The sequence below is a fragment of the Neorhizobium huautlense genome (assembly GCF_002968575.1).
Taxonomy (GTDB): Bacteria; Pseudomonadota; Alphaproteobacteria; order Rhizobiales; family Rhizobiaceae; genus Neorhizobium; species Neorhizobium huautlense.
Map to the genome: position 1 here is coordinate 126,014 of NZ_PVBM01000013.1, position 20,918 is coordinate 146,931.

General features: G+C 61.6%; 19 protein-coding genes and 1 tRNA gene. 7 read left to right on the plus strand and 13 right to left on the minus strand.

Going from position 1 to position 20,918, the window contains the following annotated elements:
• Window positions 1-2: 2 nt before the first annotated feature.
• From C5L12_RS16035 to C5L12_RS16050, 4 genes are all read right to left on the minus strand, one after another.
• On the minus strand, window positions 3-1,016 hold the full coding sequence (locus C5L12_RS16035) for an alpha-ketoacid dehydrogenase subunit beta (protein ID WP_105373043.1): 1,014 nt from the start codon (window positions 1,014-1,016) through the stop codon (window positions 3-5).
• Window positions 1,017-1,191: 175 nt separating this feature from the next.
• Complete coding sequence (locus tag C5L12_RS16040; protein ID WP_205839346.1) at window positions 1,192-2,442, minus strand: 3-methyl-2-oxobutanoate dehydrogenase (2-methylpropanoyl-transferring) subunit alpha; 1,251 nt, start codon at window positions 2,440-2,442, stop codon at window positions 1,192-1,194.
• A gap of 36 nt (window positions 2,443-2,478) precedes the next feature.
• Window positions 2,479-3,246, minus strand: a complete 768-nt coding sequence (locus C5L12_RS16045; protein WP_105373044.1) for a 3-hydroxyacyl-CoA dehydrogenase — start codon at window positions 3,244-3,246, stop codon at window positions 2,479-2,481.
• Between the two features lie 9 nt (window positions 3,247-3,255).
• Entirely contained in the window at window positions 3,256-4,386 is a 1,131-nt protein-coding gene (locus C5L12_RS16050) for an acyl-CoA dehydrogenase family protein (protein ID WP_105373045.1), read from the minus strand.
• 185 nt (window positions 4,387-4,571) lie between these two features.
• On the opposite strand from C5L12_RS16050, the gene treZ reads away from it, so the two are divergent.
• From treZ to C5L12_RS16070, 4 genes are all read left to right on the plus strand, one after another.
• On the plus strand, window positions 4,572-6,383 hold the full coding sequence (gene treZ / locus C5L12_RS16055; RefSeq protein ID WP_105373046.1) for a malto-oligosyltrehalose trehalohydrolase: 1,812 nt from the start codon (window positions 4,572-4,574) through the stop codon (window positions 6,381-6,383).
• A complete protein-coding gene (gene treY, locus C5L12_RS16060; protein WP_105373047.1) occupies window positions 6,380-8,923 on the plus strand; it encodes a malto-oligosyltrehalose synthase in 2,544 nt (847 codons plus the stop codon). The genes treZ and treY overlap by 4 nt, the downstream gene beginning before the upstream one ends.
• A 424-nt stretch (window positions 8,924-9,347) precedes the next feature.
• Window positions 9,348-10,685 (plus strand): NAD(P)/FAD-dependent oxidoreductase, encoded by a 1,338-nt coding sequence (locus C5L12_RS16065; protein WP_105373048.1) that lies wholly within the window; start codon window positions 9,348-9,350, stop codon window positions 10,683-10,685.
• Complete coding sequence (locus C5L12_RS16070) at window positions 10,682-10,966, plus strand: hypothetical protein (protein WP_105373049.1); 285 nt, start codon at window positions 10,682-10,684, stop codon at window positions 10,964-10,966. The genes C5L12_RS16065 and C5L12_RS16070 overlap by 4 nt, the downstream gene beginning before the upstream one ends.
• Before the next feature lie 58 nt (window positions 10,967-11,024).
• On the opposite strand, the gene C5L12_RS16075 is transcribed toward C5L12_RS16070, so the two are convergent.
• The 3 genes from C5L12_RS16075 to C5L12_RS16085 form a co-directional block, all read right to left on the minus strand.
• Complete coding sequence (locus tag C5L12_RS16075; RefSeq protein ID WP_105373050.1) at window positions 11,025-11,882, minus strand: SDR family oxidoreductase; 858 nt, start codon at window positions 11,880-11,882, stop codon at window positions 11,025-11,027.
• Window positions 11,883-12,015: 133 nt separating this feature from the next.
• Entirely contained in the window at window positions 12,016-12,264 is a 249-nt protein-coding gene (locus C5L12_RS16080; RefSeq protein ID WP_132409301.1) for a hypothetical protein, read from the minus strand.
• Window positions 12,265-12,359: 95 nt separating this feature from the next.
• A complete protein-coding gene (locus tag C5L12_RS16085; RefSeq protein WP_105373052.1) occupies window positions 12,360-12,782 on the minus strand; it encodes a DUF983 domain-containing protein in 423 nt (140 codons plus the stop codon).
• Window positions 12,783-13,029: 247 nt separating this feature from the next.
• Between C5L12_RS16085 and C5L12_RS16090 the strand changes: the two genes are divergently transcribed.
• Window positions 13,030-13,884 (plus strand): glycerophosphodiester phosphodiesterase, encoded by an 855-nt coding sequence (locus tag C5L12_RS16090; RefSeq protein ID WP_105373053.1) that lies wholly within the window; start codon window positions 13,030-13,032, stop codon window positions 13,882-13,884.
• A 6-nt stretch (window positions 13,885-13,890) separates the two neighbouring features.
• Here C5L12_RS16090 and C5L12_RS16095 read toward each other — a convergent pair whose 3' ends face one another.
• Window positions 13,891-14,178 carry a hypothetical protein gene (locus C5L12_RS16095; protein WP_105373054.1) on the minus strand — a complete coding sequence of 96 codons (288 nt, stop codon included), beginning with the start codon at window positions 14,176-14,178 and terminating at the stop codon, window positions 13,891-13,893.
• 163 nt (window positions 14,179-14,341) lie between these two features.
• Here C5L12_RS16095 and C5L12_RS16100 point away from each other — a divergent pair, with 163 nt between their 5' ends.
• Window positions 14,342-15,700, plus strand: a complete 1,359-nt coding sequence (locus C5L12_RS16100; RefSeq protein ID WP_105373055.1) for an amidase — start codon at window positions 14,342-14,344, stop codon at window positions 15,698-15,700.
• Window positions 15,701-15,704: 4 nt separating this feature from the next.
• Here C5L12_RS16100 and C5L12_RS16105 read toward each other — a convergent pair.
• From C5L12_RS16105 to C5L12_RS16120, 4 genes are all read right to left on the minus strand, one after another.
• Window positions 15,705-15,781: transfer RNA gene (locus tag C5L12_RS16105), tRNA-Met, on the minus strand.
• Between the two features lie 135 nt (window positions 15,782-15,916).
• The gene (mnmA, locus tag C5L12_RS16110) at window positions 15,917-17,113 is read right to left on the minus strand and encodes a tRNA 2-thiouridine(34) synthase MnmA (RefSeq protein WP_105373056.1); all 1,197 of its coding nucleotides are present in this window, start codon (window positions 17,111-17,113) and stop codon (window positions 15,917-15,919) included.
• A 209-nt stretch (window positions 17,114-17,322) separates the two neighbouring features.
• Window positions 17,323-17,553: a hypothetical protein gene (locus C5L12_RS16115; RefSeq protein ID WP_105373057.1), complete on the minus strand. Its 231-nt coding sequence runs from the start codon at window positions 17,551-17,553 to the stop codon at window positions 17,323-17,325.
• 373 nt (window positions 17,554-17,926) lie between these two features.
• A complete protein-coding gene (locus tag C5L12_RS16120) occupies window positions 17,927-19,048 on the minus strand; it encodes a mechanosensitive ion channel family protein (RefSeq protein WP_105373058.1) in 1,122 nt (373 codons plus the stop codon).
• 115 nt (window positions 19,049-19,163) lie between these two features.
• Between C5L12_RS16120 and C5L12_RS16125 the strand changes: the two genes are divergently transcribed.
• Window positions 19,164-19,583, plus strand: a complete 420-nt coding sequence (locus tag C5L12_RS16125; protein ID WP_105373059.1) for a DUF1810 domain-containing protein — start codon at window positions 19,164-19,166, stop codon at window positions 19,581-19,583.
• Here C5L12_RS16125 and C5L12_RS16130 read toward each other — a convergent pair.
• Window positions 19,580-20,608 carry a Tim44 domain-containing protein gene (locus tag C5L12_RS16130; RefSeq protein WP_105373060.1) on the minus strand — a complete coding sequence of 343 codons (1,029 nt, stop codon included), beginning with the start codon at window positions 20,606-20,608 and terminating at the stop codon, window positions 19,580-19,582. The genes C5L12_RS16125 and C5L12_RS16130 overlap by 4 nt on opposite strands.
• Window positions 20,609-20,918: the final 310 nt, after the last annotated feature.

The following is a 20,918-nucleotide window of genomic DNA, read 5'->3' on the forward strand; positions in this document are numbered from 1 at the left end:
GCTCAGGCCTCCATCATGTCGCGCAACGCCTGGCCCACCCGGACAGGTCCCGGGAAATAGTCCCATTCCTGCGCATGCGGATAAGGCGTATCCCAGCCCGCGATGCGCACGACCGGCGCTTCGAGGTGGTAAAAACAATGCTCCTGCACCAGCGCCGCAAGTTCCGCGCCGAAACCGGAGGTCAGCGTCGCCTCATGCACCACCATGCAGCGGCCGGTCTTCCTGACGGACTCCACGATGGTTTCGAGATCGAGCGGCATCAGCGTGCGCAGGTCGATGATTTCCGCATCGATGCCGGTCTCCTCCGCCGTTGCCTCAGCCACATGCACCATGGTGCCGTAGGCGAGAATGGTCACGGCCGAGCCCTCCCGCCGGACGACCGCCTTGCCGAGCGGCACGGAATAGTGCTCTGAGGGCACTTCCCCCAGCGGATGGCCCGCCCACGACGTCACCGGCCGGTCGTGATGGCCGTCGAACGGACCGTTATAGAGCCGCTTCGGCTCCAGGAAGATCACCGGATCCGGATTCTCGATCGAGGAGATGAGCAGGCCCTTGGCATCATAGGGATTGGAGGGCACCACGACCTGGAGGCCGCAGACATGGGTGAACAGCGCCTCTGGGCTCTGGCTGTGCGTCTGCCCGCCGAATATGCCGCCGCCGGTCGGCATCCGCACCACCATTCCGCAGGTGAATTCCCCGTTCGAGCGGTAGCGCAGCCGTGCCGCCTCCTGGGTGAGCTGGTCATAGGCCGGATACATGTAATCGGCGAACTGGATCTCGATGCAGGGTTTCAGCCCGTAAGCCGCCATGCCGATCGCCGTGCCGACGATACCGGATTCATTGATCGGCGCATCGAAACAGCGCGTCTTGCCGTATTTCTGCTGGAGCCCCTGAGTGCACCGAAAAACGCCGCCGAAATAACCGACATCCTCGCCGAACACGACCACGCTGTCGTCACGCTCCATCGACACGTCGATGGCGCTGCGGATAGCCTCGATCATCGTCATGCGAGCCATGGGAAGGCCTCCATGCAAATAGAATGGGGGTCGCGAATGGAGTTCCGCCGGAGCGACGAACTCCCGATGATCTCACCCCTTGAGGGGGAGATCGGCAAGAGGCATGGCTTACCACCCAATCTACCGACAGCCGAGGATGCGAACAGGATATACATATTGGTCATCTCCGCCTCCCTCACACCCCCGCCTGCTGCCGCTGCCGCTTCAGATGCGGCGGCATTTCCGCGTAGACGCCTTCGAACATGTCGCGCATCGACGGCCGGCCGCCGGAATGCAGCGTGCCGTGGCGTTCCGCCTCCTTCTGGGCGGCAACGACCGTGTCGCGGATTTCCGCTTCCATCTGCTTGTGACGCTCCTCGCTCCAGGCGCCGACGCGGATCAGATGGTTCTTCAGCCGGATCACCGGGTCGCCGAGCGGCCAGGCCTCCGACTCCTCCTTGGGGCGATAGGCAGAAGGATCGTCGGAGGTGGAATGGGCGCCGACGCGGTAGGTGACGTATTCGATCAGCGTCGGGCCGATGTTCCGGCGCGCCCGCTCCGCCGCCCATTTGGCGACTGCATGCACCGCAAGATAATCGTTGCCGTCGACGCGCAAGGACGGCAGACCGTAGCCCAGCCCACGCGCTGCAAATGTGCCCGAACCGCCGCGCGCAACGCCCTGGAAGGTGGAAATCGCCCACTGATTGTTGACGACGTTGAGGATGACCGGCGCGCGATAGGTGGACGCAAAGACCAGGGCGGAATGGAAATCCGACTCCGCAGTGGACCCGTCGCCAATCCAGCCGGCTGCGATCTTCGTGTCGTTCTTGATCGCAGACGCCATGGCCCACCCCACCGCCTGCACATATTGGGTCGCAAGATTGCCTGATATCGTGAAGAAGCCGTAGTCCTTCGCCGAATACATGATCGGCAGTTGCCGGCCCTTCAGGGGATCGGCGTCGTTGGAATAGATCTGGTTCATCATCTCGACCATCGGATAGCCGCCGGCTATCAAAAGGCCTGCCTGACGATAGGTCGGGAAATTCATGTCGCCCGGCTGCAGCGCTTTGCGGAAGGCGCAGGAGACCGCCTCTTCGCCAAGATGCTGCATATAGAAGGAGGTCTTGCCTTGCCGCTGCGCCATCAGCATACGGCTGTCGAAGGTGCGGAGGAGCATCATGTGCCTCAGCCCCTCCATCAGTTCCTCATTGGTCAGCGTCCCGGCCCAGGGGCCGACAGCCTCGCCTTCCCGGTTCAGGACCCGGATGATGGAAAAGGCGAGATCGCGGATCGTTTCGGGATCGACGTCCACTTCCGGCCGGCGCACGGAACCCGCCTTCGGAATGGTCACATTGGAGAAATCCGGCTTGCCTCCCGGCCGCACCTCCGGCTCCGGCACATGAAGACTTAACTTGCCCGGCAGGCCGAACTTCATGTCATCCGTCATTCGCTTCTCCTCCCAAAGAACCGGGTATTGTCCCGTTCAACGCGGCGCCATGCGAAGCGCTCCGTCGAGACGGATGACTTCGCCGTTCAGCATCGGGTTTTCGATAATGTCGCGCACCAGCCGCGCATATTCCGAGGGCCGGCCGAGCCGCGGCGGAAACGGCACGGATTTGCCGAGCGAGGAGCGCACCTCTTCGGAAAACCCCGCCATCATCGGCGTCTCGAATATGCCGGGCGCAATCGTCATCATGCGGATACCGTCGCGGGCAAGCTCTCGGGCAATCGGCAGCGTCATGCCGGCAACGGCCGCCTTGGACGCGGAATAGGCCGCCTGACCGATCTGCCCGTCATAAGCGGCAACCGAGGCAGTGGCGACCAGCACGCCGCGCTCGCCTTCCTCGTTTGGCTCGGCCTTCGCAATCGCCTGCGCCGCCAGCCGGATCACGTTGAACGTGCCGATCGTATTAATCTCCAGAGCGCGCGTGAAGCTTTCCAGCGCATGCACGCGCTCCCTGCCAAGAACCTTCTCCGATGGGGCGATTCCGGCACAGCAGACGGCACCACGAATCGGCCCGTTTGCGGCCTCCGCCTGCGCCACCGCGTTTTCGACGGCGGTGCCGCTGCGCACATCGGTCTTGATGAAGATCGTATCCCTGCCAAGCTCGTTGGCCCTCGCCTGACCGTTCGTCTCATCGAGATCGAGCAGAGCGACGCGACCGCCTGCTTCAACGAGCATTTTTGCTGTCGCAAGGCCGAGGCCCGAAGCGGCCCCCGTCACCAGGAAATTTCCGCCTTCTATCTTCATCCTTGCCTCTCAGTTTGCCAGGCCGCGGGCGATGATGATCTTCTGGATGTCGGACGTGCCTTCGTAGATCTGGCAGACGCGGACATCGCGGTAGATGCGCTCGACCGGGAAATCGGAGATATAGCCATAGCCGCCGAGCGTCTGAATCGCCTCGGAGCACACCTTCTCCGCCATCTCAGAGGCAAAGAGCTTCGCCATGCAGGCTTCGTCCAGGCAGGGCTCGCCGCGATCCTTCAGCCGTGCGGCATGCAGCACAAGCTGACGCGCCGCCTCGATCTGGGTCTTCGCTTCCGCCAGCCGGAAGGCAATGGCCTGATGCTCGAGCAGCAGCTTTCCGAATGTCTTGCGCTCCTTGGCATAGGTGAGTGCCACGTCGAAGGCCGCCTGCGCCATGCCGACGCATTGGGCGGCGATACCGATACGTCCGGCCTCCAGGCCAGAAAGCGCGATCTTCAGGCCTGCGCCTTCCGGTCCGATTCGCTGGCTTTCGGGAATGCGCAGGTTGTCGAACATCAGCGCCGCGGTATCCGACGCCTTCTGCCCGAGCTTGTCCTCGACCTTGGATATCGAAAAGCCCGGAACATCCGTGGAGGTGACGAAAGCCGAAATGCCCCGTTTGCCGGCCGAAGGGTCTGTGACAGCGAAAATGATGACCGTTCCGGCAATCTTGCCGGACGTGATGAACATTTTCGAGCCGTTGATGACGTAGTCGCCTCCGTCCCTGGTCGCCCGGGTTCGGATGGCTGCGGCATCCGAACCCGTATCCGCCTCGGTCAGCGCGAAGGCTCCGATGTGCCGTCCCTCTGCGAGCGGCCGCAGGAACTGTTCCTTCTGCTCGTCGGAAGCATGCGCGTCGATGAGCGAACAGACGGGTGAATTATGGACGCTGACCAGCGTCGAGACCGCACCGTCGCCGGCGGCGATTTCCATCAGTGCGCTCGCATACGCCACATAGGAACAGCCGACGCCGCCCCACTCCTCGCTCGTGCGCATGCCCAGAAAACCCAGTTCGCCAAGCTGCTGGAGCACCTCCGGCTCGATCGCGTGCGCCTTCTCGCGCGCCGCCGCACCGGGCCTCAGCACCTCGCGGGAAAACTCCGCGGCCGTCGAACGGATGAGCTCCTCCTCATCTGTCAGCATGCAAAGATCTCCTCCTCGAAACCGTCTGCATTTCCCCTAATCTAGAGCCGGAATCGCTGGCGGGCCACTCCCGCGAACTTGCGATTTATTGCTCATTTCAGCAATTTTATTACGCGCCGATGGAAGGATGGAACTTGCAGGCCCCTCGACCGTTTGCCGGTCTCTTTTAATGGGGCTGATCGATAATGTCGGACGTCAATGCCGCTGCCGAATTCCGGACTTTTCCGAAGACTTGGGGAGCCGAATATGTCGCCGCCGGCGAGGTCCGGTTCCGCCTCTGGGCGCCGGGCCAGGAGACCGTGACACTTCGGCTGGACGGCGACGATACCGAAATGACCCGCACCGACGACGGCTGGTTCGAGCTTCTTGCCACAGGCATCGCACCGGGTGTCGAATACAGCTACGTCCTCGCCGACGGCATGACGGTTCCCGATCCCGCTTCGCGCGGCCAGAAGGGCGACGTCAACGGACCCTCGCTGGTCATTGACCCCACCAGCTACGCTTGGCAAAACACTGACTGGAAGGGCCGCCCTTGGGAGGAGACGGTCGTCTACGAACTCCATATCGGCACCTTCACCAGGGACGGCACGTTCCGGGCTGCAATCGACAAACTGCCCTATCTCGTCGAGCTCGGCATCACCATGATCGAGGTCATGCCGGTCGCCCATTTCGGCGGCAACCGCGGCTGGGGTTATGACGGCGTGCTGCTCTATGCGCCGCACGCAGCCTACGGTCCGCCGGAGGATTTCAAGGCCTTCATCGATGCGGCCCACGGCCATGGTCTGTCGGTGGTGCTGGATATCGTGCTCAACCACTTCGGACCGGAAGGCAATTATCTGCCGCTGCTTGCGCCATCTTTCTTCCACGAGGAAAAAATGACGCCCTGGGGCGCGGCGATCGCCTATGACGTGGAGCCGGTGCGCCGCTACATCGTGGAAAACGCCCTTTACTGGCTGGAGGAATTCAACCTCGACGGCCTGCGCTTCGACGCGATCGACCAGATCGAAGATCCGTCCGAAAAGCACGTGCTGATCGAGATCGCCGAACGCATCCGCGCAGAGATCACCGAACGGCCGATCCATCTGACGACGGAGGATTCGCGCAATGTCATTTTCCTGCATCCGCGTGACGAACAGGGTAATGCACCGCTCTTCACCGGCGAATGGAACGACGATTTTCACAATGCTGTCCATGTCTTCGCGACCGGTGAGACCCACGCCTATTACAAAGATTTCGCCAAAAACCCGGAACAGCTGGTGGCCCGGGTGCTCGCCGAAGGTTTTGCCTATCAGGGAGAAGTCTCGCCGCAGAACGGCAAGAAGCGCGGCGTCAAAAGCGTCGACCAGCCGCCCGTCGCCTTCGTGGACTTCATCCAGAACCACGACCAAGTGGGTAACCGGGCGCAAGGCGAGAGGCTGATTTCGCTCGCCGGTCCGGACAGGACGAAGGTGCTGCTCGCGACGCTTCTGCTTTCGCCCCATATCCCGCTCCTCTTCATGGGCGAGGAATATGGCGAGACCAACCCGTTTCTGTTCTTCACGGATTTCCACGGCGATCTGGCCAAGATCGTTCGCGAAGGCCGCCGCAAGGAGTTCGAGGGTCACGCCGGTCACGAGGGCGATGCGGTGCCCGATCCCAATGCCAAAAAGTCCTTCGACGTCTGCAAGCTCGATTGGAGTAAGCTTGAAACCAGCGACGGCGGAGATTGGCTGGCGCTGACGAAGGAACTGCTGGAACTTCGCAGGCGCTATGTCGTGCCGCTGCTCGGATCGGCAGGTGGCCGCAGCGGCAAGGTGGTGAAGACGGGCAAAGGCTTCCTCGCCGTTTCGTGGAGCTTCCCCAAGGGCACGCTTTCGCTTGCTCTCAACATCAGCGATCGGGACCATGAGCTGCCGGAACAACCGGGCAGGGTGATCTTTGCCTTGCCGGAGACGGGAAAGCGTCTGCCGCCGAACTCGGTACTGGTCAGCGTCGAACCCGCGGGAGAGGCTCTATGAGCATACCGCTCGCCACCTATCGCATCCAGTTTCGCAACGGCATGACCTTCGACCGAGCCGCGGCCCTGGTGCCCTATCTGAAGCGTTTGGGCATCAGCCATCTTTATGCCTCGCCGATCTTCACCGCCACAACCGGCTCGACGCATGGCTATGATGTCACGAACGCCAATGAGGTCGAACCGACGATCGGCGGCCGCGAGGGTTTCGAACGGATGGTCAAGGCGCTCAAGGCGGAGGGCCTCGGTCTCATCCTCGATATCGTGCCGAACCACATGGCCGCCTCGCTGGAAAATCCATGGTGGCGGGACGTGGTGGAGAACGGCGAAAAAAGTGCCTATGCCCGCCATTTCGACATCGACTGGAGCCGACGCCTGACGCTGCCCTTTCTCGGCGACAGGTTCGAGAAGGTTCTGGAAGCCGGCGAGATATCCGTGAAAGCCGACCCGCAGACAGGCAGGCCTGCTTTGGCCTATTTCGACGCCTTCTATCCTCTCGACCCGGCGAGCTACCAAGGCCGAGAAGCGGAAACCCTGTCGATCACAGACAGGAGAGAGATCGCCAGGCTGCATGACGAGCAGCCCTATAGGCTGATCTCCTGGCGGGACGCGCCGCGCGAGCTTTCCTACCGCCGCTTCTTCGAAGTCACCGGCCTTGCCGGCGTCCGGGTGGAGGACAGCAAGGTCTTCGACGACACCCACCGGTTCATCCTCGAACTCGTCCATAGCGGCAAGGTGGACGGCCTGCGCGTCGACCATGTGGATGGAGTTGCCGATCCCAAGGGATATCTTGAACGGCTGCGCCACGAGGCCGGCCCCGACTGCTACATCATCGTCGAAAAGATCCTTGGCGAAGGCGAACACATCCCAGCGGAGTGGCCGATTTCCGGCACGACCGGTTACGAGTTCATCGCGGCCGTCAGCGATGTGCTGGTCGATGCCGACAAGCTCGATATCCTGCGTGACGCCTATGGGCGGGTGACTGGCAAGCCTGCCGACATGGCGGCCGCATTGCGCGCCGCCAAGCTGCTGATGACGGATCACAATTTCTCGGGTGAAGTGGCCAGCCTGTTGAAGCTCGCCATGCAGATCAGTCAGGCCGAGGACCGGGAGTGCTCGCTCCCCGAAACCTCGATCAAAACCGCGCTGCGCGAGCTGTTGGTGGCCTTCCCCGTCTATCGTACCTATGGCACGCGTGAAGGGATGCCGCCTGAAGGCCGGCAGCGGCTCTCCGAGGTTCTCGACAGGGTGCGCAACAGCCCAACTGCGCCGGACGATCACGCCCTCTCCTTCCTCGAGCGCATCCTGATCGGCGACGTAGAGCAATCGGCCGCAGGTCCCGCCTCCATCTTTCGCACCCGCTTTCAGCAATTGACCGGTCCGCTGATGGCGAAATCGGTCGAAGACACGCTTTTCTTCCGCCACCATATGCTGCTGGCGCTGAACGAGGTTGGCAGCGAGCCGCTACCTCGCGTCTTTTCGCTCGACCGGTTCCATCAGGAGATGCAGACCCGTCTCAAGCGGCAGCCGGATGCCCTCTCCGGCACCTCCACTCATGATACGAAGCGTGGCGAGGATGCTCGCGCCCGTCTCTTCACGATAACGGAAGCGCCCGACCTATGGGCCGAGGCGGTTGCCCGCTGGCGCGATATGAACAAGGCGGGGGTCGTTGTTCTGGCCGATGGTCCGGCGCCCGACCCCGGCGTCGAGTGGATGCTCTATCAGGCGCTTGCCGGAGCCTGGCCGAACGACCTGCGCCCGGAAGATCGTCAAGGTCTGGAGTCGCTGGAGGCGCGTTTTGCCGCCTATGTGGAAAAGGCGTTGCGCGAGGCAAAGCTTCGAACCAACTGGGGCAATGCCAATCAGGCCTATGAGGATGCCGTCATCGCTTATGCCCGCCGGCTGTTATCACCCGACAACCGGATGTTCCTGGCGGATTTCACCCATACTCTTCGCCCTTTCATTCGCGCAGGCCTGGTAAACGGCCTCACCCAGACGATTGTCAAACTCACCGCTCCCGGAGTGCCCGATATCTACCAAGGCAGCGAGGGCCTCGACCTTAGCCTGGTGGATCCGGACAACCGGCGGGAACCGGACTTCGGGGCGCTGCAGGAACGGCTTTCGGAAAAGGGAAAACTCGCCTCGTCGGAAGAGGAGGAATGGCAGAGTGGAAAACTGAAACAGCAGGTCATCGCGGCCCTGCTGCGCCTTCGCCAGGAAGCCCCGACGCTGTTTCGCAAGGGCGAGTATGTGCCGCTTGGCGTGACCGGCAAGCGAGCGGGGAATATCGTCGCCTTCGCCCGCGCGGAAGCCGACGACGCGATCGTGGTGATCGCCCCGAGGCTCGTTTTCAATGCGCTTCACACGGGCGTGTCGGAACCTCGTTCCGAACGACGGGCGGAGACCGAGATCACCCTTCCGGAGAGGCTCGCAAACCGCCGTTATCGCGACATCTGCAGCGGCAAGAGTATCGATCCGAAGGAACGGATTCCGGTTAGCTGGGTCTTCGCCGAACACCCCTTCGGCCTTCTGCTGGCGGAGTGATGGCGCAGCAAATAAGGCACCGATCCGCCTGGGTCCGGTGCCTCTGATAACTCTCCCTCGAGCCTTGCCTCTCAACCGATGCCGATAAAGGACAAGATGGCAAGAACGATAACGACGGCTCCAACGAGCCAGACAATGCTGTTCATGACGATCTCCTGTTCAGGTTGCCGTTTGGAAGCAAAGCCTCCAGATAAAATTAATCAAGCTAAATCAAGCGAATCCGACGAGGTTTAAAACCGCGATCACAATCACCACGGCGCCGACGAACCAAACGATGCTGTTCATGGCATTCTCCTTTCCTTGTTGTGGATTTGAACGGCGCGGGCGTAAAAAGGTTCCGGCAACGGGACTTGGAACAAACGCCTCCTCCGGGTGTTGAACGAGCGTCGTGCGAGGCTGCGAGCTTTGCCCAACGGGTGGGGAAATGGACGAAAAAAACTCCCGAAACGAGATTGTGGACGGCACGAGTTCTTCCCGCCCGCCCCCCAGGGTCGTCATCGTCGGCGCCGGCTTCGGCGGCCTCGCAGCAGCCCGTGAGCTCGGCAATACCGAGGTGGATGTCACCGTTATCGATCGGCGCAACCACAACCTGTTCCAGCCGCTGCTTTACCAGGTCGCCACGGCCGCCCTGTCGCCGGCGGACATTTCAGAACCGATCCGCCGTACCCTCGGACGCTACCGCAATATCAAGGTCATGCTGGCGGAAGTGGCCGGCGTCGATGCTGCGGCGAAAACGGTGAAGCTCGATGACGGAAACGAGGTCGCCTACGATCGGCTCGTGATCGCCACCGGTTCGGAATACAATTATTTCGGTCACGACGACTGGCGGGCCTGGGCCCCAGGCCTGAAAACCATTCACGAAGCCCGGCTGATCCGCCAGCGCCTGCTGCTTGCTTTCGAGAAAGCAGAACTTTCCCACGATCCCGAAGAGAAAAAGGCGCTGCTGACCAGCGTCATCATCGGCGGCGGCCCGACGGGTGTCGAGATGGCCGGCGCGATTGCGGAACTCGGGCACTTCATGATTACCCGCGACTTTCGCAAGCTGGAGCCCGACCATATGAGGGTGATCCTCATCGAGGCCGGCCCCAAGATACTGTCGGCCTTTCCAGACGATCTCACGGCCTATGCCCGGCAGGCACTGGAAAAGATGGGGGTCGAGGTGATGACCGGCGTAGCGGTGGAGGCGATCAGCAAGAACGAGGTGGTGGCAGGCTCCATGCGTATCCGCACCGGCTGCGTCATCTGGGGAGCCGGCGTCAAGGCATCTCCCGCAGGCAGATGGCTTGGCATCGAGGGCAAGGCAGGCGGGCGGATTCCGGTCGAGCCCGATCTTTCCGTCACTGGCTTTCCGGATGTCTATGCCATCGGCGACACGGCCCTCGGACTTGCTGAAGACGGCAAACCGCTGCCCGCACTCGCCCAGGTCGCCAAGCAGGAGGGAGAATATCTCGGCAAGGCTTTAGGCGCCAGTTTGCTGGCTGGTAAACCAGTCGAACCGTTCCGCTTCCGCAACCGCGGCAATACGGCGGTCGTGGGGCGCAATTCCGCGATCTTCGATTTCGGCAGATGGACGCTCAAGGGCTGGTTCGCCTGGCTTCTTTGGGCGCTGGTGCACGTTTATCTGCTGGTCAATTTCGAAAAGCGGCTGCTCGTCAGCATCCAGTGGATCTGGCGCTACCTGACCCGCCAGCGCGGAGCACGGCTGATCGACGAAAATGCAGCCTCCTTCGTGCCGTCTTCCACGCAAAGGACAGAGACATGAACACTGCCAACCCTCAGCTTGAAGGCCTCTATCTGGCGCTTGCCGCCGTCAACCGGCTTCTCGTCGACAAGGGGCTCGTGTCGAACGCCGAACTGCAGGATGTCCTTCAAGCCACGGAGCGCGCAGTATTGGCCGACGACAAGCCGCTCAACGTGTCGAGCTCCCATCAGAAGGCAGTAGCCTTTCCGATCCGCCTCCTGCTTCTGGCGAACGAGGCGCATGAAGAAGGCAAATCCTTCTGTTTTGATGATCTGGCCAGGGAAATCGGGCGAAGAACCTGAAACGCCGAACGGCGGCCTGCGCACATGCCGCCGTTGTTCTGGGGGGGAGGAGAGCCGGTCAGATCATCGGCTTGCCGCCGGTGACCGCAATCGTGCTGCCGGAGACGTAGCTGGAGAGCGGGTCCGCCAGCATTACATAGGTGGTGGCAAGTTCGGCCGGCTGTCCCGGTCGTTTCATCGGCACCTGCTTGCCGAATTCTTTCACCTTGTCTTCCGGCATCGTCGACGGAATGAGCGGCGTCCAGATCGGACCGGGCGCAACGGCATTGGCGCGAATGCCCTTCTCGGCGAGGAGCTGCGCCAGACCGGCGGTGAAATTCTGGATCGCGCCCTTGGTGGTCGCATAGGCGAGCAGCGACGGGTTCGGGCTGTCGGAATTGATCGACGCGGTGTTGATAATCGCGCTGCCCGGTTTCATATGCGGCACGGCCGCCTTGGTCAGATAGAACATCGCGTGGATATTGACCTTGAAGGTCAGCTCCCACTCCTCGTCCGAAATGTCCTCGATCGATGAAAAAGTGGCCTGATGCGCCGCATTGTTGACGAGGATGTCGATGCCGCCGAGTTCGCTGACGGCCTTGTCGATGATGGCGCGGCAATGAGCCGAGGTCTTGATGTCACCGGGCATAAGCACTGCCTTGCGGCCTGCTTCTTCCACCAGGCGTTTGGTGTCCCTGGCATCCTCGTCCTCATCGAGATACGAGATCAGCAGATCGGCGCCTTCGCGCGCATAAGCAATGGCGACGGCTCGGCCGATACCGCTATCGCCGCCGGTGATGATCGCCTTTTTCCCCGTTAACCGCCCTGCACCGCGATAAGAAAGTTCGCCGTGGTCCGGCACCGGGTCCATACGGCCGGTAAAGCCAGGCATCGGCTGCTGCTGCTCGGGAAAAGGTGGGGTGGGATACTGGGGCATGGAAAGCTCCGTGTTTTTCGTTGGAAAGTTTTATCTTCCAACTAGCCTCACAGCGGGATGTTCCACTTTAGAGCAAGACCTTGCTGAAAAAGAAAAAGGCGCGCCGAAACGCACCTTCCTGCAGTTCACCACCTTAAGCTCCGGGGGTCGCCGCACCATCTCCTCCACGAAGACGCTTCAATTGGGTGACGATCCTCAGTGAACTCGAAGCGCGGGTGGCGGAGAAATCCGAACTCTTCGACAATATCTGCAGCATCTCCTCCGCCTCGTCCGCTGAGATCGTGCCGCGCGCGGCGAGACCGTCGATCAGGACGAGCAGCGCTCCCTCGACGGCCAATGATCGTCGGTGAACTTCCATTTCGATTTCGGCGGTATCAGTCATTGCGGGCTCCTTGAATTCTAACCTCTCGAATGGCTTCAGGAGAAAATTGTTCCTGAATTCGATCGGCACATGGAGCCCGTTCGGCAAACTGCCGGTCAGCTGCCGTCCTTTTGCCGGTCGCCCGCCTGAGTTCCGCCAGGGCCTCTGTCGATCTTTCCCTGCTCCGCCTTGTAGAAATACTGGCTATTGACCAGCCAGCCCTTGAGCGGCCTGAGGGGCAGCAGGCAGGTAATCAACAGCACGGGCAGCGAGATCAGCAGGTGCACCCAGAACGGCGGCTGGAACATCACCTCGATCCACACCGCCAGCGCGACGCTCGGCACGCAGGCGAAGCAGATGACGAAGAATGCAGGACCATCGGCAGGATCGGCAAAAGAATAATCGAGGCCGCAGACCTCGCAGCTCGGCTTCAAAGTCAGAAAGCCGTTAAAGAGATGGCCCTGGCCGCAGCGCGGGCAGCGGCCGCGTATCCCGGTGGTGTACGGGGAAAGAGGCGCCCAGTTCGCTTCATAAGCCATGATATCTGCCTTTCGTGACATAGGGCGGGCTATATCCTTGCGGGATTACCGCCAAACCCGCCCCCATCGCAACATGTTCCCCCGTTGCGCGTCAATCTGCCGCCAATCATGCCGCCTGTTGCGGGCTTCAATCCGAATGGAAGATTGCAGGAGGTGTTCAGAATTCTGTCATCGATCTGTGGCAGGGGAAACAGAAGAGCATAGTCTGGGGCTCTTCCCGAATCGCCTCTCACCTTTGCGGACCGGTATGACATCCGAATATTCAGGCCTGGGCATCGCCTATCGCGATCATTTCACACGTCTCAAATGGCATCGCCTGCGCCGCAGCATGAGCGATCCGCTATTTTCCGCCAGCGTGATGGCGGATGGGTTCCGCCTGGGCGCCTCGACCGAACTCGACCTCAGGGTCCGCGCCGACGGCGGCTTCGTTGTGCTGCACGACGGGGAACTGGAGGGCGAGACGGACGGCAGCGGCCTCGTCCGCCAAGCTTCCGCGCAGGACATCAGACGTCTGCGGATGAAAAAAGCCGGCACCCCGCCGATCCTTAGCGAGGATCTGGCAACCATGCTCGAAGCGGCGCATCCTGACGCGCTGCTGCAATTCGACATGAAGGATGAACTGGCGGTAATCGGCGACCGAGGCCTCGATCATCTCGCCCACCATTTCGCCGGTGCCGGTTCCTCGATCATCGTCAGCGGCGCCGATCTCGACCTCATCCTTGCAGTGAAGGAAAGGCTGCCGGATCTCAAGCGCGGCATCGACCCCACCGACAAGCTCGTCGAGATTTATCGGCATCAGGGCCTCAAGGCTGTGGAAACAGACCTTCGCTCCGATCTCGCCGGGCCGACCGAGCCGGACACCATCTATCTTGCCTGGGAACTCCTGTTGCAGGCCGCCCGCGACGGGCTCGACCTGATCGCCCTCTGCCACGATGCCGGCAAGCTGGTCGATGCCTGGACCTTCAACCTCAAGAACCCCGAAACAGGCTTCAGCGAAACCGAAGCCCACGCCTTCAGGACTTTGATGGCGTTGAAACCGGATCAGATCACCACCGACGAGGCGCCTGCTACCGAACGGGCCTGGGCGAGGATCTCCGACTGATATCTGTCAATCGTCCCAGAACGGCCCCCGATAGACCCGGCGGCTGACCAGCTTCAGGCTGCGGTCCGGCTGGATGATATATTCCTCATCCACCCGTTGGCCGAAGGAATTGCGGAACGTATGCGGCACGAGACTGCCGACGGGCGCCTTTTTCAATCGGGTGCGCGGCTGGCCACCATAGGTGATGCTGCCGGGGATGGGCTCCAGCCCGCCACCAGTATTGAAGCTGCCTGTAGCCGTGCTGCAGCCGGCCAGCATAACGGCAAGACCGGCAATGGCGACGATGTTCTTCATGGGACGATCCTCTGATTGTTCCCGTTTGAGCGGGGACTCGCTGAACTGCTTTTAGCCGCTTGAAGTTCCTTTGCGCCGTTGCGACGCAACAAATCTCCTGTCCATCGGGAAAATATCGGCTACACCTGTGAACCGCCAGGAGTGAAAGAGGGGAATAGCTGCCGTGACGAAGTCTTTTGGAGCCATGTCGATCGCCGAACTCTCCGCGCTTATCCAGACGGGCGCGGCCGACCCGGTCGAAGTGACCGAAACGGTATTCGCCGGCATCGAAGCCTATCCGGACAAGGCGGTTTTCATCACACTTTTCAAGGATCGGGCTTTGGCCGAAGCCTCGGCATCCTCGAAGCGCCTCAAGCAGGGCCGTTCGCTTGGCCTCCTTGACGGTATCCCGATCGCGTGGAAGGACCTGTTCGACATCGAGGGCCTGCCGACCACGGCCGGTTCCAGGGTGCTGAAGGCTGCCGAACCGGCCAAGAATGACGCCGCCGTGGTGGATCTTCTCAAGCAGGCCGGAATGGTTGCCATCGGCCGCACCAACATGAGCGAATTCGCCTTCTCCGGCATCGGCATCAACCCGCACTACGGCACGCCGCATAATCCGCGCAGCAAGGATGGGCCGCGGATTCCGGGTGGTTCCTCCTCCGCTGCGGGCGTTGCGGTCGCCGCAGGGCTCGTGCCTGTCGCGATGGGCACCGACACCGGCGGCTCGGTCCGCATTCCGTCAGCCCTGAACGGCGTCGTCGGCTACAAGGCGACCCGCGGCCGCCATCTCATGCAGGGCGTCTACCCTCTCGCGAAAAGCCTCGACTCGCTTGGTCCTCTCTGCCGCACGGTGCAGGATGCGGTCTGGATAGACGCGGCAATGCGCGGGCTTGCCGCCTCGCAGATCGCAAGACAGCCGGCCGTGCCGCTCGATATCGTCGTCCCGACCAATATCGTCTTCGACGGCGCCGAACCGGGAGTGGCCCTGGCCTTCGAAGCGGCGATCCAGCGGCTGGAGAAGGCTGGCTGCACGGTGACTCGCATAGCCATCCCCGCCTTCGGCGAAATCCTGCGGCTGATGTCCACGCGGGGCGCCCTGGTCACCGCCGAAGCTTTTGGGCTTCATCAGGAAAGACTGAGGGGACCGGAAGCCGCCGATATGGACCAGCGGGTTGTCGCCCGCACCAGGCTCGGCGAAAAGATAACGCTGCCCGACTATCTCGCCATCCTGGAGACCCGCGCACGGCTGATCGCCGAGACGGAAGCGCTGATCGGCAACCGCTTCGTCGCCATGCCGTCGGTCGCCCACGTGGCGCCGAAGATCGCCGATCTTGCTGACGACGATACGTTCTTTGCTGCAAACGGAAAAACACTGCGCAACACGATGCTCGGCAATTTCCTCGACTGGTGCGGCGTTTCCATCCCGTGCGGGACCGGCGATGCCGACATGCCGGTGGGCTTCCTGCTCTCGGCCAATGCCAATCACGACGACGGCCTGCTCCAGGCGGCCATGGCATACGAGGACATCATCAGGGGATAGGAAGTGGTAGCGGGGGGCGGAATTGAACCGCCGACCTCAGGGTTATGAATCCTGCGCTCTCACCAACTGAGCTACCCCGCCACAGGGTCCGCGGAAAGCTCTTGAAGAGCCCAGTCCGCTTCGGTCGTGCGGCTTATAAGACCCCCGTCACCAAAGTGTCAAGCAGCCTTTTGGCAAATCCGGCGGCTATTTTCCGCGCCGCCGGAAGTTGCCCGATCAGGCCGCGACAGGCGTGGAAAGCAATGCCTTCAGAGAGGCTTCCGCATCGGCGGCACGTTCCGAGCGTTCGATGAAGCCGCCGCCATAGACCCGCGCATCCGGCCCTTCCGCCGAATAGAGCACACAAGCTTGGCCGGGCGCCACGCCCGCCTCCCCGACGGCGAGGTCGACATAGACGCCGCGATCGTCGCAATGGACGACGGCAGGCGCCGGCGGACGGGTCGAGCGCACCTTGGCGAAGCAGGCAAAACCATCCCTGGCATCGGCTTCGAGCGAACCGTCACCGATCCAGTTGACGTCGCGCAGGTAGACCCGGTGAGTGTCGAGCGCTTCTCTAGGCCCCACGATCACGCGGCGGGAGCGGGCGTCGAGATAGACGACATAAAGCGGTTCGCCGGTTGCCACCCCGAGGCCTTTGCGCTGGCCGATCGTGTAGTGCACGATACCTTCGTGCCGGCCGAGCACACGCCCGTCGATATGGACGATCTCGCCTGCAAGCGCGGCATTCGGCTTCACCTTGCTGATGATGTCGGCATACCGGCCCTGCGGCACGAAACAGATGTCCTGGCTGTCAGCCTTCTTGGCGACGACGAGCCCCATGTCTTCGGCAAGCGCCCTCACCTCCGCCTTCGGCATGCCGCCGAGCGGAAAGCGTAGATAGTCGATCTGCTCCTGGGTGGTCGCAAACAGGAACCAGCTCTGGTCGCGGTCGCTGTCGACCGGACGGAAGAGCGCACGCCGGGTCGGGTTGTCGGGGGTCGGGTTGGGTCGCGAGCGGATGTAATGGCCGGTCGCCAGCGCATCGGCACCCAGTTCCTTCGCCGTCGCCAGGAGATCGGCAAATTTGACCGTCTGGTTGCAGGCGACGCAGGGGATCGGCGTCTCGCCCATGGCATAGGCTTCCGCAAACGGATTGATCACCGTTTCCCGGAACCGCTTTTCGTAGTCGAGCACGTAATGTGGAATGCCGAGCGTTTCGGAAACGCGGCGCGCGTCGTCAATGTCTTGGCCGGCGCAGCAGGAACCTGCCCGGTGCACCGCCGCGCCGTGATCGTAGAGCTGCAGCGTGATGCCGAGCACATCATAGCCCTGACGTTTGAGCAGACCTGCGACGACGGAGGAATCAACTCCCCCCGACATGGCAACGACAACGCGTGTGTCTTCCGGCCTTTTGTCGAAATCCAGCGTATTCACGGGTAACTCTCTCGGTCTCTCAAACCGCCGATGCCGAAGTCAAAGGGCGGAATATCCGGCCCGGTGCGGGATCGGCCGCGCGTCAGGCAATTCTTGGGGGATATAGAAAGGATTGCGTGCCAGCGCAAGGAGTATGGCCATCAACGGAAACGGACCAATGATCTCGGGACTTGTCCCCCGGTCGATCTGTGGAGATCGGAAGGTTCTTCCTACTGGTATCCGTGCGGCCGGATATCGTCTTCCGGTTCGTCGGGGGTCGTGCTGGCGAGACGCATGACATAGTCTTCCGCGGCATCGGCAAGCGCCAGCGCGATCTCCAGCTTATCAAGCCCTTGCCGCTGCAACTGATCGATCAGGTCCAACATCGCCGCCTCGATTTTGAAGCGATTGATGGTCAGCGGATCATAGGGTTCATCTTGCGTGGGATGTTTTTCGGTCATGTGCCTGGTCTCCCAACCTGGGGAGAGCATCGCACACCACACGGACTACGCAAGATAATGCTAAAATAAAGGTTAACGCAGTGCAGCAATGCAACACACTTTATCTCGCCGCCAGGAGCAGAGAGTGCGCTGCGCCGTGTCAGTCCGAGGAACGGTTCATGTCATGAACGACCCAGCGGAAGAAGCCATAGACCACACAAAAGAAGAGAATGAGCGGCATTAAATTCTCGACCTGTTCCATGGCTGCGTCTCAATTTCGGGGCTCTCTTCGCGAGCCATCTGTAATGAATCAAATTACTGGCACATGCTTCATTTCGAATTAACTAAAAGATTTAAAGAATCTAGCGACCTAGAGTATTATTTTTTAGACAACTCACGACTGCAGTGAAGGCTGCCGCATCGCTTCGGCAGCAATCGCGCCGTTTGAATTGCCAAAGGTCTCCGCCCGGACACGCGGCAGGCTTGCCGGATATTCCTTCTGGATGAATTCGATCATTTTTTCCCGCATCTCGCAGCGGAGATCAAAAGTCTTCGGTGCATTGGAAGCAGAAATGAGAACCCGGATCTCCATGACGTTTTCCCTGAAATCCGTGATCTGCACCGCCACAACCCGCCTGTCCCATAGCTGTGACGCTGCCGCGATCTCCTCCGCCTTGCGGCGAATGGCCGAAACGGGAACCGCATAGTCGAGATAGATCATCACGGTGCCGATCAGGGCTGCCCCTTCGCGCGTCCAGTTCTGGAAAGGCCGTTCGATGAAATAGCTGAGCGGCAGGATCATCCGCCGCCAGTCCCAGAGCTTGATGACCACATAGGTCGACGTGATCTCCTCGACATTCCCCCACTCGCCCTCGACGATCAAGGCGTCGTCTATCCGGATCGGCTGGGTGATGGCGAGCTGGATGCCGGCGAGAATGTTCTTCAGCACCGGCTGCAGCGCAAGACCGAGCACGATACCGGCAACGCCTGCCGATGCGAGCAGGCTGACCCCGTATTGCTGAACGGTCGGAAACGTCATCAGCATGGCCGCAATGGTGATTGCCACGATCATCGAACCGGCGATGCGCTCGGCGATCCGCGACTGGGTGACATGCGCACGGGCCAGCAGGTTGTCTTCTGCATCGAGCTTGAAGCGGCGAAGATATACGATCATCCAGACATGCAGGACGATCTTCGCCATCCATCCGACGACGATGATGAAGCAGAGCAGCAGGACATGCCGGAGGAACGTGGATTGATCCTCGGTCAAGGGGGCGATCGCGGCACCGAAAGACAAGGTCCAGGTGAGGATTGCAAGCCGCATCGGCCGCCGCGTACGGGCGACCAGCGACCTCCAGAAAAGATCCTTGCTCTCGACCAGGCGCGTCAGGAAGCGGAAGCCGAAGCGCTGGATGGCGAGGCCGACCAGGAAGGCGACGGCGAGCACGCCGATGCTGACGACCCCGTTCGGCAGCCATGCCGTGTCGTTGCGGAATTCCTGAATGAAGCGTTCCATGTGCCCTCACCTAGTGTGCGATGCAACACAGGAAAGGCCGGCCCCAAAAATATCACGTTTGAGGCTCTTCATGGGCGCGGGGTGGATAAACCACGAACAGGGCGGAGAATAATGCATGCAATTCGATCTCATGCGCTTCGTCGATGCGCAGGCGCCGGTCTATGCTCAGGTCCTGGATGAACTGCGGCGCGGCCAGAAGCGCTCCCATTGGATGTGGTACATATTTCCCCAGGTTGCCGGGCTTGGCTTCTCGATCATGTCGCAGCGTTTCGCGATCGGTTCGAAGGCAGAGGCCGCCGCCTACCTCGATCATCCGCTGTTGGGCGTGCGGCTGATCGAATGCACCGAAGCGATGCTGCTCCACAAGCACCTCTCCGCCCATGCCATCCTCGGTTCTCCTGACGACACGAAGTTCAGAAGTTCGATGACGCTGTTCGATATGGTCAGCAAAAAGGGCTCGCCTTTCGAGCGAGCCCTCGTCCAGTTCTATCATGGCCAGCGCGACGAAAAAACGCTCGCGCTGCTGGAACGTTAGGCGGCAGCCTGGATCGCCGAAAGCTTCCAGTCGTTGGCCGGCTTGCGCACGAAGGTCCAGACCTCGACTGTCTCGGTCACCTTGTCGGGATCTCCCTCGGCGACGGCGCCGGTATTGCGGTCCCGCATGAAATCGACGCTGGAATAGCGCATCGCGACGGTTGCGTAGTCCTGGCCGTTCTCGCGCCAGGCTTCGGCAAGATCGCCCTGCAGCAGTTTCACGTCCTTGACCTCGTTCTTGAGCCCGTTGGTGGCGTTCTCGCCGAGCTCTTCCGCCAGATAGGACATCGCTTCCGGGGTCGTCAGGTTGCGTAGCTTGGCATAATCCTCGGCGGCGTAGGCGGACTGCACCTGCGTCAGCAGCTTCTCGAACTGGTCGAGGTCGCGATTGGTGATGCCGATCTCGTCGGTCTCAGGGCCTGCCTGACGCGGCGCGGCGGCGTATTCGCCCGTCGCGGCGCCACCGCCCAGCGAACCTATCTTCGGGATCTGGAACCCCGACTGGCTTTGCCGCGGCGGCTCATAGGCATTGCGCTGCTGGCCGTAACCGCCGGCAGGGCCTGCCGGCTGCTGCTGGCGGCGACCGAAGAAACGGAAAGCCAGCATGGCGAGACCGGCAATCAACGCGATCTGCAACAACATGCCGAAGAAGCCGGCCATGCCGCCGAAGCCCGTGCCCATCATCATGCCCAGGAGGCCGCCAAGCGCGAGACCGCCGAGCAGGCCGCCGGCCAAGCCACCAAACAGCCCGCGACGCGGCTGCTGCGCCGCCTGCTGGCCAAACCCGCTCTGCGGCGTTGTCGCGTTCTGCTGCGTATTTGGCGTCATCGAGCGGTTGATCCCGGTCGGCGCCGTGGGGGCCGTGTTGGTGGTCGCCGGCGCCGAATAGGTGCGCGTCCCGCGGCTGCCGAACCCGCCACCGCCAGCGCGGCGCGCCTCGGCCATATCGACGGCGGTCAGCGAAACCGCCATGCCGACCGCAAGGATCGCGAACAGTTTCTGGAAACGCCGAAGCTTGGATAACATCATTTTCTCCTCATGGCCGCAGGGTTGCGGCATTCCCGGTCTATATAGCGACGGGCAGCATTCGATTTTAGTGGCGCCGCCGATTTTTCCCGCCGAAGTAGATAACGAACTTCAAAGGGGGAGCCAAGTTCCAAAAATACAACCTTGAGGAATGGTCGGAGCGGTTGGCCCCGCTCATGCAGGAATCGGGATAGGGGGGAGCCTATTGGCTCCGCCCCTCCCACACCACCCGGCATGCGGGTCCGCACCGGGCGGTTGGAGCAGTTGAGGTCGTCAGGCCCGTAGTTCTCCCGGCCTGGCGCCTGGGTTT